This window comes from Thermogemmatispora argillosa (genome assembly GCF_059696725.1).
This window is the reverse complement of the sequence record NZ_AP019377.1, coordinates 1918716-1932666: the sequence shown is the minus strand read 5'-3', so window position 1 is coordinate 1932666 and position 13951 is coordinate 1918716. Positions and strand designations below refer to the sequence as shown.

The following is a 13951-nucleotide window of genomic DNA, read 5'->3' as shown; positions in this document are numbered from 1 at the left end:
CGCTGTTCCGCGCGCCCTTGCGCGAAGCAGCGAGCGCGACGCCATACTATCGAGGAAGACAGGCGCCGATCGCGTGCCGGCTGACCAATTGGCCCACCGCGGCGAGCGCGATGACGCCCACCTCCAACCGCTCGCCCTCACCCGCTTCCTCACCCGCCTCAGCTTCTTCCTGGTGTTAGCCTGCTGGTCGTCCTGTAGACATTATATGCCTCTCGCTGAAGGGGACGCAAGCGCCGCCCTGTCCAGACAGATAGGCTCCTGCCGGACAAGACGGCGCGGCCCAGCCCGGCGCGGCGCAAGGCGGCAGGCTCTCGTTCCGGCTCAGCCCTGCCCTGAGCAGGGGCTTTCTCGTTCGTGTTCGTTTGCGCGCCCCGCCTCCCTCAGCGGTGTTGTGAGAAGAGCCAGGGGAAGAAAGCGCTAACGCGCAAAGGGCTATCTTCCAGGGAGTAGACGTAGCCCCAGACGCCATGTCCTGCTCCGGCGAACTCGGTATAGCGTGGGTGACCACCGACGGCGCGCAAAGCGGCGATCATGTCGCGCGAGCCGCTCACAGGGACCACCGGGTCGGCGGAGCCGTGGAAGGCCCAGATCGGCAGATCCTTGATACGGGCCGCTAGCGACGGATCGCCGGCGCCGGCAATGGGAGCGGCGGCGGCGAACAGATCAGGCCAGCGCTCGATCGCATCCCAGGTACCGTAGCCGCCATTGGAGAGGCCCGTGATGTAAAGGCGCGTGCGGTCGATATTGTTAGCGTAAGCCTGCAAGACGCGCTCAAGGAGAGCCTTCGTGAGCTGGAGCGGAATGCTCGGCTGGGCTGGCTGATGATAGGAGCCGCCATTGATGGGGACGTTAACCCACTGCTGCCCCTGTTTCATCTGCGGGACCAGTACGAAGCAGGGCCAGCGCTGCTGGATATGGGGATTGGCTGGTCCCTGGTAATCGCTGCTCCAGACGCGCACATACGCTTGATTGAGCAGCAACTGCTCATTCTGGGCGGCGGTGTAATTGGAGCGACTGCGCTCGCCCCCGCCATGTAGTAGCAGCACCAGCGGATAGCGCCGCTGGGGATTCAATGGGTGAGGGATGTAGAGATAATAGACGAGGCTGTTTCCTCCCTGCGAGAAGATATGCGCTGTGAAGCCCAGATAATTGAGGCCCGGCAGGGCTGGCGACAGCAGGGAGGCGCTGGCGGTGGGAACGGGTGTCAGGCGCCGGCCCTGTAGCGACTCCTGCTGCTCGCTGCGATGGGCCTGGATAGCCAAGGGCGAGGCCACGCTCCGGCGCAGGCCAAGCGTGCCGCGCAGGCTATAGAGAGTGGCTCCCATCAGACAGGCGAGAGCCAGCGCTATCAGGGCCAGGTGTCTTACTCGCTTGCTCATAGCGGGCCAGTGCTCCAGACCGGAGATGATGGGGCGCGGAGGCGCCGGCGGCATCTGCGGGGCCGGTCTGCGAGACTGCCGGCACAAGGGCGACGTTGGTGGTGGCTGTCGCTGACGAGGGAGTCGGCTGCCTTCTGCCGACATCGGGCAGCACCTGGGCTTTGCTCGCCTGCCCCCGACTGCCCGCCGTGGCTGGGCCGCTGCGACGCCGCGGTCCCGCACGCCCCACCAGGCGACTCAGCCAGGGCGTATACATCAGCGCGATGCTAATGGCCAGCGAGAGGCCAGCCACGGCGCCCCAGAGCAGGACCACGCGCAACCCTACGGGCCAGCTCTCCGGCAGGAGAGACAACAGGCTGCCGCGTAGCTGGTTCAGGATCAGCACATGCACCAGGTAGACGCCAAAGGAGGCGTCCGAGCAAAGGCCCCAGAGACGCACACTCAGCCGCTTGCTCACTTCCTGGCCTGGGAGATCCACGAAGCCAATCGCCCAGCGACAGCAAAGCCAAAGGGCCAGGCCGATAACCGCCACGCTATAGAATACCATACTTGGCTGCAAGACAGAAGTGGCGTAGCCCATTGGCTCACGATAAACGCTGATCTGCTCGGCAAAATGTACCCAGAGCGCTATCAGAGTAACGAGAAAGATGGTCATGATCAGACGGGCGTGGCGCAGGACGAAGGCCCGCACTCGCTCGAAGTGGAGCGCCGCCAGCCCGCCTAGCACGAAGTAGAACTGATACATCAAGACAAAGCGATCCTGGTAGACCGCCACCGTGTGCCAGAACGGGTTACTGCTGCGCTGGACCGTATGGTAGTCCACGTAGAAAAGCAGCACCTGGAGCGTGAAGCTCCCCAGCAAGAGCAGCCAGGGATGGCGCGACCAGCGCTTGAGCAGCGCCATGAAGAGCGGGAAGATCAGGTAGAACTGAATGGTGAGCAGGATGTAGTAGAGCTGATAGGAAGCGTTGCCCGTGACCACATCAAAAAGCGCGGTCTTGCCAAAAGTCTCCCAGGAGCTGGGACGCGTGTTGACAAGCACGTAGACCAGGCTCCAGAAGACGTATGGGAAGATGACGCCCAGGCTGCGTTTCTTCCAGAACTGCACGAAGGGGAAGCGGCGCCCATTGTAGACATAGACGAGGGCAAAGGCCGTTACGAACATGAAGATCTCGCGCGTGAAGTGGAAGGCGACCAGCAGGGCATTCTGGATCGCGTAGCCTGGCCCATTGCCGTTGAGAATGGCAGTCGCCGCCAGGACATGCACCGCGACGACGCTGAGCGCGGTGCATGTGCGCAGAGGGTCAAGCTCATAGACGTGCGGTCGCTTGCCGCCGCCGCTGGGGCTGCGGCTCAGGCTGATGCTGGGGCTGCTCTGGCTCAAGGTTGACGTACGGCCTCCTCCCTGGCGATCTGGTGCAGCTCGCGGCGCGCCTGCTCGCGGGTGCGCAGCAAACGGCGGTCGATCTTGCCGGTGGCATTGCGCGGCAGCTCAGGCAAGATCAAGAAATCGACGGGTACACGCGGCGGACTGAGACGCTGACGGGCATAGCGGCGCAGCTCCTCGACGCTGAGCTGACGGCCCTCCTGCAGGCTCAAGTAGGCCACGACAACCTCACCGTAGAGCGGATCAGGACGTCCGACAACCGCCACTTCGCGCACCGCCGGGTGTTCCTGTAATGTCTCCTCGATCTCGCGCGGGGCGATGTTCTCTCCGCCGCGATTGATGACCTCGCGCAGGCGCCCTTTAATGAAGAGATAGCCGTCCTCATCAAAGTAGCCGAGATCGCCGGTGCGGAACCAGCCATCCTGGAACGAGGAGGCCCCGGCCCCATCCTCATAGGCACTGATGACGTTGGGGCCAGCGATGCAGATCTCGCCCACCTCGCCCGGCGGCAGGTCGCACAAGGCGCCCGCGCGGTCTTCCGGCCCTGCGCCGTTGGGGCGCGGCGCACAGATGCGCATGGCCACGCCGGTCGGGCGGCCCACCGAGCCGGGCTTATGCAGAGCCGGCGGCAAAGGATTGGCTGCCACCTGGCTGCCGGCCTCCGACAGGCCATAGGTCTCGATCAGCGGAATACCAAAGCGCTCCTCAAAGGCGCGCAGGTTGGCCGGGGGCAGGGGGGCCGAGGCGCTGCGGGCGAAGCGCAGGCGGCCCGGTAGGAAGGCCGGTCGCTCCTCGCTCTCAAGGAGGAGGGCCACAATGGTAGGCACAAGGCTGATCCAGGTGGCCTCATAGCGCTCAACCCAGGACCAGAAGCGGCGGCGGCTGAAGCGCGCGGCCACAATCAGCGAGGCCCCAGCTAGCAAGGAGGCACAGAGGCTGACCACTGGGGCATTGATGTGGAAGAAAGGCAGGGTCGTCAGGCCTCGGTCGGCCTCGGTGAGAGCGTGGCTGCGACGGATCTGCTCGGCGGTCCAGACAAGCTGGCGCTCGCTGAGAGCCAGCCACTTCGGCTCTCCCGTGCTGCCAGAAGTGCTCAGGTAGACGCGCCCTTCGCGAACACTCAGGGGCTGCTCCGGCTCAGGAGCATGGCTGAGGCGCTCGGCGAGCTGCGAGGCTGTGAAAAGACGCTCTCTGCCCGACAGAAGCTGCGCGCTCCAGGCGCTGGTTCCCTCGTCGGGAGCACACAGAATGCTTGGCTGCTGGCGTTCGAACAGCCGACGCGCTTCGTCGGCACTGGCCGCCGGAGGCACAGGAATTAGAGCGTAGCCGCTACTAAGAGCGGTCAGCCAGATCAGTCCGTTGAGCAACCCGCCCGGCAGGGCGAGCATGATGCGCTGAGGCGGTGGACCAAAGAGCCGGCGCAGAGCGGCCAGCCCGGCCAGCGCCTGGCCATAGCTCAAGTACTCTCCACTCTCGGCCTCAATCAGCAGCGCTTTGGTCGGCGTGTAGCGGGCACCGTGCTGCAGGCTCGCCAGCAAACGACCTACAGGCAGCTCCTCGCGCCGCGGCAGCACGGGCTGTACTCTGCTCGTCACAGGTAAACTGATAGTTGTCATCGTCTATTCCATTCCTGAATATATTGGCTCGTATGGCTTGCGATACTGAATTACTTACTTACTTGCTTGCTTGATTATTCAGAGATCGGCGAGAGCTAGAACCAACGGATCAGCACAGCGTTGAGCACAAGCGAGCACTTGTCTTCGAGACTGCTTTTCATCTTGCCACCTGGGGCTGAAAAAAGGCCGCAGCGAGCCTGAAAATTCGCTGAAATGGCATCGCGACCGGCCTGATAAGCGCCCTGACTGCCAACGCGAGCCTAGCAAGAACCAGTAAGAAAAAGCGGTGAGGGAGGAGAGAAAGATCAGCGGAGCCCCAGGGCCAGGCGAAATCGGCCTGGCGATTCAGCAAATTTTCAGCCGGGCTTGCTATATACCATCAGAGTATTGTTCACTATCCCGGGGGCCATTGCGCCAGAGCAGGGCAGTGGGCCCCGACTGAGCGTCTCTGAAAAGAGAGCATTGGCGAGAGAGAAGATAGGGCACAGGACACAGCATGTTAGCGAATAGCAAGGAGCACAACGGCAACAAGAACAAGCAGCCAACCGTTTTGATCGTAGATGACGAGCCGCAGATCGTCGATTTTCTGCAAATGGGTTTTGTCTATGAGGGCTTCCAGGTGCTGATTGCTACCAGCGGGCCTGAAGCCCTGCGCATGGCCACGCAGCACCAGCCGGACATCATCATTCTCGACATCATGTTGCCGGGCTGCGATGGTCTGGAAGTCACACGCCAGCTACGGCGCAGCCATGACATCCCGATCATCATGCTGACGGCGCGCGACGAAGTTGACGATCGCGTCGCTGGGCTGGACTGCGGTGCCGACGACTACCTGACGAAACCCTTTGCCTTTCGTGAGCTGATGGCGCGCACGCGGGCCGTGCTCCGCCGTCATGGCAACAACGTCGCCGACATCCTCTCGTTCCAGGACATCACCCTTGACCGTGGCACCCACACCGTCACTTTGCGCGGCGAGCCGATCGAGCTAACGCCACGCGAGTTCAGCCTGCTGGAATTGTTCTTGATGCACCCGCGTCAGGTGCTTTCGCGCGACACCATTCTCTCGCGCGTCTGGGGCTACGACTACGTCGGCGACGACAACATTGTCGAAGTCTACGTCCGTCATCTGCGCGAGAAGCTGCACGACAATCCGCCACGCTTACTGCAGACGGTGCGGGGTATTGGCTATACCCTGCGAGGCTAAAGCAAGCATGAAGAAACGCGCCACTCTTCTGTCGCGACTCATACGCCACGTGCCAATTCGCTGGCGCCTGGTGCTGGTCTCCCTTGGTCTTTTGACCATCCTGCTCGGTTCGCTCGGCGTCATTATCTCATTGATCGCTGAGCAAGACCTGCTTTCTAATCAGGTCGATGTGCTCTGCAATGAGGCCCAGGTGGCCATTAAAGGTATCATGAAAGGCAGCCAGGATCATCCTTTCCGCCTCTCCTATACCTTTATGCCTCCAGAGAAGCCACCGACAGATTTCCTCTATACAGCCTCAACTCTAGCGTTTCGCCTCTCCAGTCCAAGTACGAACGCAGCGATTCTGGCCACCGATGGCAGCGTCCTGGTGCCGGGCAGCAGTTCCCCCTTTGCGCTACAGCCCATTACGGTGCCGCCTGCCCAGGTGCGGCTAGCCCTGCAGCATAGCGACCAGCGCCCGCCCTACCTGGTACTCAAGGACAGCAGCGGACAGCCGCAACTGGTAGTCTTTCTGCCCCTGGTCGACACCTTCCGCGATCACACCCTGGGCATTTTGCAGATCAGCACCTCGACCATGCCCATCGATGACTTTCTACGGACCCTCCATCTGACGCTCTTCATGGGCGTGGTGGTCTTGCTCGGCCTGGCCACGGCCCTGATCTATCCGCTGGTCAGTGTGGCCCTGCATCCGCTGGTCGAGATCGAGCGCACCAGCCAGCGCATTGCGCGTGGCGAGCTATCGATGCGCATTGAGCCGCCGCCGACGGACGACGAGATCGGGCGCCTGGCTCACTCCTTTAATCGCATGGTCGCACAGTTGGAGAGCGCCTTTCAGCGCCAAAAACGCTTTGTCTCGGATGTCTCGCATGAGCTGCGCACGCCACTGACGGCCCTGAGCGGCAGCCTGGAGATGCTGCTCTTAGGAGCGGACCGCGGCGACCTGGAGGCGGCGCGGCGTCTGGCGCGCGGGATGTATGCCGAGGTGCAGCGGCTCCAGCGCATGGTAGAAGATTTGCTGGTGCTGACGCGTCTCGATGCGGGGCGCCTGGAGATGCGGCGCGAATTGATCCGGGCTGAGGATATGCTGGCGACCGTCTGCGAGCAGGCGGAACACCTGGCGCGGGGCCAGGCCTTGCGTTGGAGTGTCGCTCCGGGAACGCCGGCGCTGGTGGGCGATAAGGATCGCCTGCGTCAGGCCCTGCTCAATATTGTAGATAATGCTTTGAAATATACGCCTGCTGAGGGAACAGTCGAGCTGCAGGCTCAGCCTGCCGGCGGGGGTCTGGTCAAGCTCAGCGTGCGCGACACGGGCGAAGGGATTCCGCCCGAGGCCCTGCCGCATGTCTTTGAACGCTTCTTCCGCGCCGACCCGGCCCGCAGCCGCGCGGGGCGCCGACCCGGCGGCAGTGGTCTGGGTCTGGCGATCACGCGCGAGCTAATCGAGGCTCAGGGGGGCAAGATCCAGCTAGAGAGCCGCCTTGGTGAAGGCACCACAGTCACCATTCTCTTTCCCGCCGCCGTCGAAGGGCGCCTGACCTCGCGCGCCGCCGAGGAGAGCGCCCGCGGTCGCAGCCTCTCCCAGCCGAGCAGCCGGATCGATTGAGCATCCACCTGGCAGGGTGGAGCGCGCCGGCTCAATCGCTCTACCTATCAGAGCGGGCCAGAGGCCGGACAGGCGGGTACATGACGGGCGAGTGGGAGCGAGTAGATGAAGAGGGATCAAGGTGAAAAGAAGAGGGACGCCAGAGTGTGGCGTCCCTCCTCAGCAGGGCGAAGGTTGCAGGGTAGCGCTGGCCGTGGCCAGTTGGCTCTGACCGGCGGGCTGCATAAGCCAGCGCGGCTCACTCAAGTACTTCCAGCCGCCATCGGCCAGGATAATCACAATCTTGCCTTCCTCCATGCGCTCAGCCACGCGCAAGGCTACATCCAACACGGCCCCGCTCGACGGACCGGCAAAGATCCCCTCCTGCTCCTTAAGCTGGAGCGTGCGCTCCCAGGCTTGTTGACTGGAGACCAGCACGCGTTCATCGATGACGCGCAGGTCGAGCACCGGCGGCACGAAGCCATCGGCCAGATTGCGCAGGCCCTGAATGCTGTCGCCCTGAACCGGCTCGGCCCCGATCACGCGAATGGCCGGGTTATACTCCTTGAGACGGCGCCCGATGCCGGTCAAGGTTCCCCCGGAGCCGAGGCCAGCGACGACCACGCTGAGATCAGGCAGGTCGCGCAACAGCTCTACGCCGGTCGTCTCATAATGGGCGGCGGGATTAGCCTCATTGCCATATTGGAAGAGCATGACATAGCGTGGATCGTCGCGCGCGATCTCCTGAGCCAAACGAATCGCGCCGTTGCTGCCCGCCGCGCCCGGCGAAGTGATGACGGTCGCCCCATAAAGCTCCAGCATGCGCCGCTTATCCTGCGTCCCCTTCTCCGAGACCACCGCCGTGAAGCGATAGCCCTTCATGGTGGCGATCAAAGCCAGAGCCACGCCCGTATTGCCGCTGGTCGGCTCCAGCAAAATCGAATCGGGCTTGAGGAGGCCGCGCGCCTCAGCGTCCTCGATCATTCTGAGCGCAATGCGATCCTTAATGCTGCCCGAGGGGTTGGCCCCTTCCATCTTGGCGAAGATGCGCACGCGCGGGCGTGGGCTGAAACTCTTCAATTCGATCAAAGGCGTATTACCAACGGTCTCCAGAATACTGCCGTAGTACATGCGAAAAGCCGTCCCTCCTTTCAAGGACGCTCCAAGGCCCAGGCCCGGACGGGTCAGAGAGCGCAGAGCGCCCTGCCGACAGTGAGCACCTCATCGATCATTGCCTGAATATCATCGGCGCCGGTGCCGTAGTGCACCAGACAGGCGCGCAGCAGCTCCTGACCGCGCAGGCGCGTGCTGGTCAGAAAGACCCGTCCGCGGCGCTGGATCTCGCGCGCGAGCTGCCGGTTGAGGCGGTTAAGCAGCGTCGGCTCATCGCGCAGGGCGGGTGGAGCATAGCGGAAGCGCACAATGCTGAGGGGGCCGCCTGAGATCAGCTCTAGCTCCTGCTGAGCGGCCACCTCACGCGCCAGCAAGCGCGCCATACTGATATTGTTGCTGATGGCGCGGGCCAGACCGGCGCGGCCCGCCGTACGCACCGTAGCCCAGGCGTCGAGCGCGCGGAAGCGGCGCGTACGCTGTAACGTGTACTCAGACATCCAGGCGGCATCGTCCTCGTCGTCGCTGTGGGTCAGGCGGAAAGCGTCGTGCAGGGCGGCGCCGTGGCGCACAAGCGCGCAGCCGCAGTCGATGGGGACCGAGAGCCACTTATGCTGATCGGTGGCCAGGGAATCGACCTGGTCGATGCCGCGATAGAGGGGAGCAACGCGCGCGTCGAGGATGCCAAAGGCGCCGTAGGCCCCATCGACATGCAGCCAGAGGCCCTCGGCGTGGCACAGCTCGGCCAGCTCCTTGAGCGGATCAATGGCCCCCGTTTCGACGGTGCCCGCGGTGGCCGCCACACAGAACGGACGCAGCCCGGCGGCGCGGTCCTCGTGAATACGGCGCTCCAGCGCCTCCAGGTCCATGCGATAATCAGGTGTCGAAGGCACAATATGGATAGCAGCGCTGCCCAGGCCCATCGCTTCGACTGAGCGGCGAATGCTGAAATGACCTTGATCGGACTGGTAGAGCACAAACGGCGGGTGGTTGCCTTGCAGGCCCTCGCGGCGGACGTTCCAGCCATCCTGTTCGGCGGCCCAGTAACGAGCGGCCTGCAGACAAGTAAAGTTCGCCTCGGAGCCGCCGCTGACGAAGACGCCGGCGCTGCCTTCCGTTGGCAGGCCAGCCAGCTCCATCATCCAGCGCACGGCGCAGCGCTCCAGCTCCTGGCCGGCATGGTCGCCGATGCCGCAGTTCGGGTTCATGGCCGCCGCCAGCGGCTTGAGCAGAATGCTGGCATGCGAGGGAGCCGAATTGATCCAGCCGGCAAAGCGCGGGTGGCCGTTGCCCTGGGGATAGGCTAAAATCAGCTCGCGCAGCAGCGTGAGCGTCTCCTCAAAGGGCTGCCCCTCTTCGGGCAAGGTCTGCCCACTGATTTGCTGCCGTACCTCAGCAGGCATCGGCTGCCAGACGGGGCGCTCTGCTATGCCGCTGAGATAGCGCTCTAACTCCTCAAGCACCAGGTCGCCGTAGCGACGCAGGCGCTCTGGTTCAAAGGTCAAGCCTGTTGCGATCTGTTGACTGGTAATGGTCATCCTGAATAGGGGCACTCCTTTCTGTTCTCTCAAAGCATGCCACTGCTGTCTGAAATTTGGGCGCAGGCTTGCTAAAAATTCGCTGAATCTGGCGGCCTTAGTGAGGGACTTTACAGAATTGTTACAATTTTTTGGCCTGGGCTTGATCAAGAGAGGATCGTCTGACGGTCTGGCAGCGAACGACAAAGCGGGGCGGGGAGGCGCGGGACAGGGACGGGGCCGCGCGCTATTGTGAACAACTCACCATATGAGGTAAAATAGAGGAACAGATAGAGGGCGGAAACACCATTGCCTGCTGCTTTCCCAACGTTTTTGTTTTATCCTGCTTTTTCCGGCATAGCGTGCATATGCTATGCACTCAGGCAGGACCGCCGCCCTACTCAACGAGCGGAGCGGCCCGCAGCCAGACTCAGACAGGAACTGGAGAGAGAAGTATGCCAAAGTCCATGTTTGAGAAGATCTGGGAAGCGCATGTTGTGCGCGACGTTCCCGGAGAGTCGACCATTCTCTACATTGATCGTCACCTGGTGCATGAGGCGACCTCGCCGCAGGCCTTTGCTGGCCTGAAGGCGGCAGGACGCAAGGTCAGGCGGCCCGATGCCACGATTGCTGTGCTGGATCACAACGTGCCGACCCTCCAGGTGCGCGGCAGGCGGGTGCTGGAGCTTGTGGACCAGGCGAGCGCGCTCTGTATCACGACGATGGAGCAGAACGCCCGCGAGTTCGGCATCACCCTGTTTGATATGAACGATGAGCGTCAGGGGATCGTGCACATCATTGGCCCTGAGCAGGGGCTGACGCTTCCCGGGATGACCATCGTCTGTGGCGATTCGCACACCTCGACGCATGGGGCGGTAGGCGCGCTGGCCTTTGGCATCGGCACCAGCGAGATCGAACATGTGCTGGCGACTCAGTGCCTGTTGCAGAAGAAGCCGCGCTCGATGAATATCCGCATTGAGGGGAGTCTCGGCCCGGGCATTACGGCCAAGGATATCGCTTTGTATATGATCGGACGCCTGGGGACAGGCGTGGGCACGGGCCATGTGGTCGAGTTCAGCGGCTCCGCGGTGCGCAGCCTCTCGATGGAGGGGCGCATGACGTTGTGTAACATGGCCATCGAGGCGGGCGCGCGCGCTGGCATGGTGGCCCCCGACGAGACCACCTTTGCCTATCTCAAGGGCCGTCCCTTTGCTCCCAAAGGGGCCCTCTTTGAGAAGGCGGTCGAGGCCTGGAAGCAGCTTCCGAGCGATCCCGGCGCCCATTTCGATACGGTCCACGAGATCAATATCGATGGTCTGGCCCCACAGGTGACCTGGGGCACCAATCCCGGCATGGTGGTCGATGTCACCGGCTGTGTGCCCGATCCCGCCGATGAGCCTGATCCTCAGAAGCGCCTGGCTTATGAGCGCGCCCTGCAGTATATGGGGCTGGAGCCGGGCCAGAAGATTACGGATATCCGCATCGATACGGTCTTTATCGGCTCGTGCACCAATTCGCGCCTGGAAGATCTGCGCCTGGCCGCTCAGATCGTGAAAGGGCGCCGCGTGGCCCCGGGCGTGCGCGCGCTGGTGGTGCCCGGCTCAATGCAGGTGCGGCGTATGGCTGAAGAAGAGGGCCTGGCCGATATTTTCCGCGAGGCCGGTTTTGAGTGGCGCGCCTCTGGCTGCAGCATGTGCATCGCTATGAATGGCGACCGCTTGAGCGAGGGGGAGCGCTGTGCCTCCACAAGCAACCGCAATTTCGAGGGCCGTCAGGGCAAGGGCGGACGCACCCACCTGGTCAGTCCGCCGATGGCCGCCGCCGCGGCGATCGCGGGCCACTTTGTCGATATCCGCGATTTCTAGTCGCTGAGGGCGCGGCCCTCACTCTGCCCGGTCTTGTCCGGGCAGGCTCTGGTCCGTTCGTTCCGTTCCTCCCCTGCAAACGACGACAGGACGGGTCAGAGCTGCAGGGGAGGAGAGCAGGCAGACAGAGAGAACACCTCTAAGGAGGCAGAGCGAGCGTATGGAACCCTTTACGCGCCTGAAGGGGCTGGTTGCCCCGCTGAACCGCACCAATGTCAACACGGATGAGATTACGCCGGCGCGTTTCCTCAAGACGATTAGTCGCACCGGCTTCGCTCAGGCGCTGTTTGCCAACTGGCGCTATTTGGGCGATGATAAGACGCCGAACCCCGACTTTGTGCTGAATCAGCCTCGCTATCAGGGGGCGACGATCCTGCTGGCCGGAGATAACTTCGGCTGTGGCTCCTCGCGCGAGCATGCCCCCTGGGCGATCCGTGAGTACGGTTTCCGCTGCGTGATCGCTCCGAGCTTCGCCGATATCTTCTACAATAACTGTTTCAACAATGGCATTCTGCCGGTGACGCTCCCAGAGCCAACGGTCCTGGAGCTGTTCAAGGAGGTCGAGGCGACCGAGGGCTATGAGCTGGAAGTCGATCTAGAGGCCCAGACGGTGACGACACCCGACGGGCGCGTCTTCCAGTTCCCGATCGACCCCTTCCGCAAGCAGGCGATGCTGCAGGGTCTCGACAATATCGGCTGGACGCTCTCGCATCTCGATGAGATCCAGGCCTACGAGGAGCGTCGGCGGCAAGAAGCTCCCTGGGTCTTCAGCATCCGGTGACAAGGGGGTCGCCGGCTCGGGTTGTGCTGGCTGGCTGAGCTGACTGGCTGGCCGATGCGTTGAGATAGTGGCTGGTGAGTCAGCGGCTGAGCGAGCGGGCGAGAGAGGAGAGCGCAGCGCCGTCCGCCTCCGTCTCGGCGCCGGAGGACATGGCTGGACTGGCTCGAACAGGAGAGGAGACCTCTGGCGAGCAGAGCGGCGCCCAGCCAGCCAGCCCGAGAGTAAGCGAGCAAGCAAGGACGTTAGCAGACCGGTCACTCCGCCGCGGACGCGGGACCGGTGCCGCGGCAGCGGACAGCCTCCAGGGGCTGGCCTGCCGGCGCGCCGGGCTTGCGTCCGTCTATGCGCGGGGCGAATATAGAAGAAAAGGAGCGCAAAGTGGCGATTCACCAGATTGATCCCGGTCTGGTCCCTTTTCAGATCCTTGATCCAGAAGGCAACCTGGTGGGAGAGATGCCCGCTCTCTCGCCGGAGCGCCTGCTCTATTTCTATCGGATGATGCGCCTGGCGCGGGCCTTCTCGGACCGCATCATTGCCATGCAGCGCCAGGGACGGGCCACGACCTTCGGCTCTCTCACCGGCCAGGAGGCGGCTACCGTGGGGCTGGCCGCGCCCCTGCAGCCGCAGGACTGGCTGGCGACCTCGTACCGTGAGATTGCCTCGCTGATCGTGAAGGGCGTGCCTCTCAGTACCCTCGTCTATTCCTTCCGTGGCTATACTCCCCCGAACTGGCCCGCAGAGACGCGCTGTCTCCCCTATCAGATCGTGATCGGGACGCAGATCCCTCATGCGGTTGGCCTGGCGATGGCGGCCAAGATTGCCGGCGATCCGGTGGTGGCGGTCGGCGTGTGCGGCGATGGGGCGACCTCCGAGGGGGACTTTAATGAGGCGCTCAATTTTGCTGGGGTCTTTCGCGCGCCGGCGGTGATCATTGTCCAAAACAATGGCTGGGCTATCAGTGTGCCGCGCCATCGTCAGTCGGCGGCGCCGACGCTGGCCGCCCGCGGCATTGGCTTCGGGGTGCCCTCGGCGCTGGTCGATGGCAACGATATCCTGGCGGTCTATGAGACGGTGCGCCAGGCAGTGGAGCGGGCGCGCGCCGGGGACGGGCCAACCCTGATCGAGCTGCTGACCTATCGCATTGGCTCGCATACGACCGCCGACGATGCCAGCCGTTACCGCGATCCCGCCGAGGTCGAGGCCTGGCGTGCCAGAGACCCCATTGCTCGTTTGCAGAAGTTCTTGCGGCGGCGCGATCTGCTCAGCGAGGAGCAGGATGAGGAGATCGGGGCCTCTGTGCTGGCGGAAATCGATGCGGCGGTGCGCGAGGCCGAGGCGATGCCGCCAATGGCCCCCGATAGCTTCTTTGACTATGTGAGCGCAACGCTGCCGCCGCGCCTGCAGGCCCAGCGCGCCGAGCTGCTGCGCTTCGTGGGTCCGTCTTCCACGCAGCCTCGGTCGGGCGAGCGCCATTAGCGAGCAGGGGAGGTGAGTGTAATGGCTGGGCGTC

General features: G+C 63.3%; 10 protein-coding genes. 5 read left to right on the top strand and 5 right to left on the bottom strand.

Annotated elements, in window-relative coordinates:
• Positions 1-380 precede the first annotated feature (380 nt).
• Genes AC6H1L_RS07485 through AC6H1L_RS07475 form a run of 3 tightly spaced genes read right to left on the bottom strand, consistent with a single transcriptional unit; the run spans position 381 to position 4382 of the window.
• Positions 381-1379 (bottom strand): carboxylesterase family protein, encoded by a 999-nt coding sequence (locus AC6H1L_RS07485; protein WP_497600902.1) that lies wholly within the window; start codon positions 1377-1379, stop codon positions 381-383.
• The gene (locus AC6H1L_RS07480) at positions 1306-2763 is read right to left on the bottom strand and encodes an acyltransferase (protein ID WP_497600901.1); all 1458 of its coding nucleotides are present in this window, start codon (positions 2761-2763) and stop codon (positions 1306-1308) included. Before AC6H1L_RS07480 ends, AC6H1L_RS07485 begins: the two co-directional genes overlap by 74 nt.
• On the bottom strand, positions 2760-4382 hold the full coding sequence (locus tag AC6H1L_RS07475) for an AMP-binding protein (RefSeq protein ID WP_497600900.1): 1623 nt from the start codon (positions 4380-4382) through the stop codon (positions 2760-2762). The genes AC6H1L_RS07480 and AC6H1L_RS07475 overlap by 4 nt, the downstream gene beginning before the upstream one ends.
• Before the next feature lie 496 nt (positions 4383-4878).
• Between AC6H1L_RS07475 and AC6H1L_RS07470 the strand changes: the two genes are divergently transcribed.
• Both AC6H1L_RS07470 and AC6H1L_RS07465 read left to right on the top strand, forming a co-directional pair.
• On the top strand, positions 4879-5586 hold the full coding sequence (locus tag AC6H1L_RS07470; RefSeq protein ID WP_497600899.1) for a response regulator transcription factor: 708 nt from the start codon (positions 4879-4881) through the stop codon (positions 5584-5586).
• Positions 5587-5635: 49 nt separating this feature from the next.
• Positions 5636-7189, top strand: coding sequence for a sensor histidine kinase (locus AC6H1L_RS07465; RefSeq protein WP_497600898.1), 1554 nt, complete (start codon positions 5636-5638; stop codon positions 7187-7189).
• Between the two features lie 159 nt (positions 7190-7348).
• On the opposite strand, the gene AC6H1L_RS07460 is transcribed toward AC6H1L_RS07465, so the two are convergent.
• Positions 7349-8299 carry a PLP-dependent cysteine synthase family protein gene (locus tag AC6H1L_RS07460; RefSeq protein ID WP_497600897.1) on the bottom strand — a complete coding sequence of 317 codons (951 nt, stop codon included), beginning with the start codon at positions 8297-8299 and terminating at the stop codon, positions 7349-7351.
• Between the two features lie 53 nt (positions 8300-8352).
• Entirely contained in the window at positions 8353-9816 is a 1464-nt protein-coding gene (locus tag AC6H1L_RS07455) for a pyridoxal phosphate-dependent decarboxylase family protein (RefSeq protein ID WP_497600896.1), read from the bottom strand.
• Positions 9817-10250: 434 nt separating this feature from the next.
• Here AC6H1L_RS07455 and leuC point away from each other — a divergent pair, with 434 nt between their 5' ends.
• From leuC to pdhA, 3 genes are all read left to right on the top strand, one after another.
• A complete protein-coding gene (leuC, locus tag AC6H1L_RS07450; protein ID WP_497600895.1) occupies positions 10251-11660 on the top strand; it encodes a 3-isopropylmalate dehydratase large subunit in 1410 nt (469 codons plus the stop codon).
• A gap of 160 nt (positions 11661-11820) precedes the next feature.
• Positions 11821-12441: a 3-isopropylmalate dehydratase small subunit gene (gene leuD, locus AC6H1L_RS07445; protein ID WP_297159955.1), complete on the top strand. Its 621-nt coding sequence runs from the start codon at positions 11821-11823 to the stop codon at positions 12439-12441.
• A gap of 378 nt (positions 12442-12819) precedes the next feature.
• Complete coding sequence (gene pdhA / locus AC6H1L_RS07440) at positions 12820-13917, top strand: pyruvate dehydrogenase (acetyl-transferring) E1 component subunit alpha (protein ID WP_497600894.1); 1098 nt, start codon at positions 12820-12822, stop codon at positions 13915-13917.
• Positions 13918-13951 lie beyond the last annotated feature (34 nt).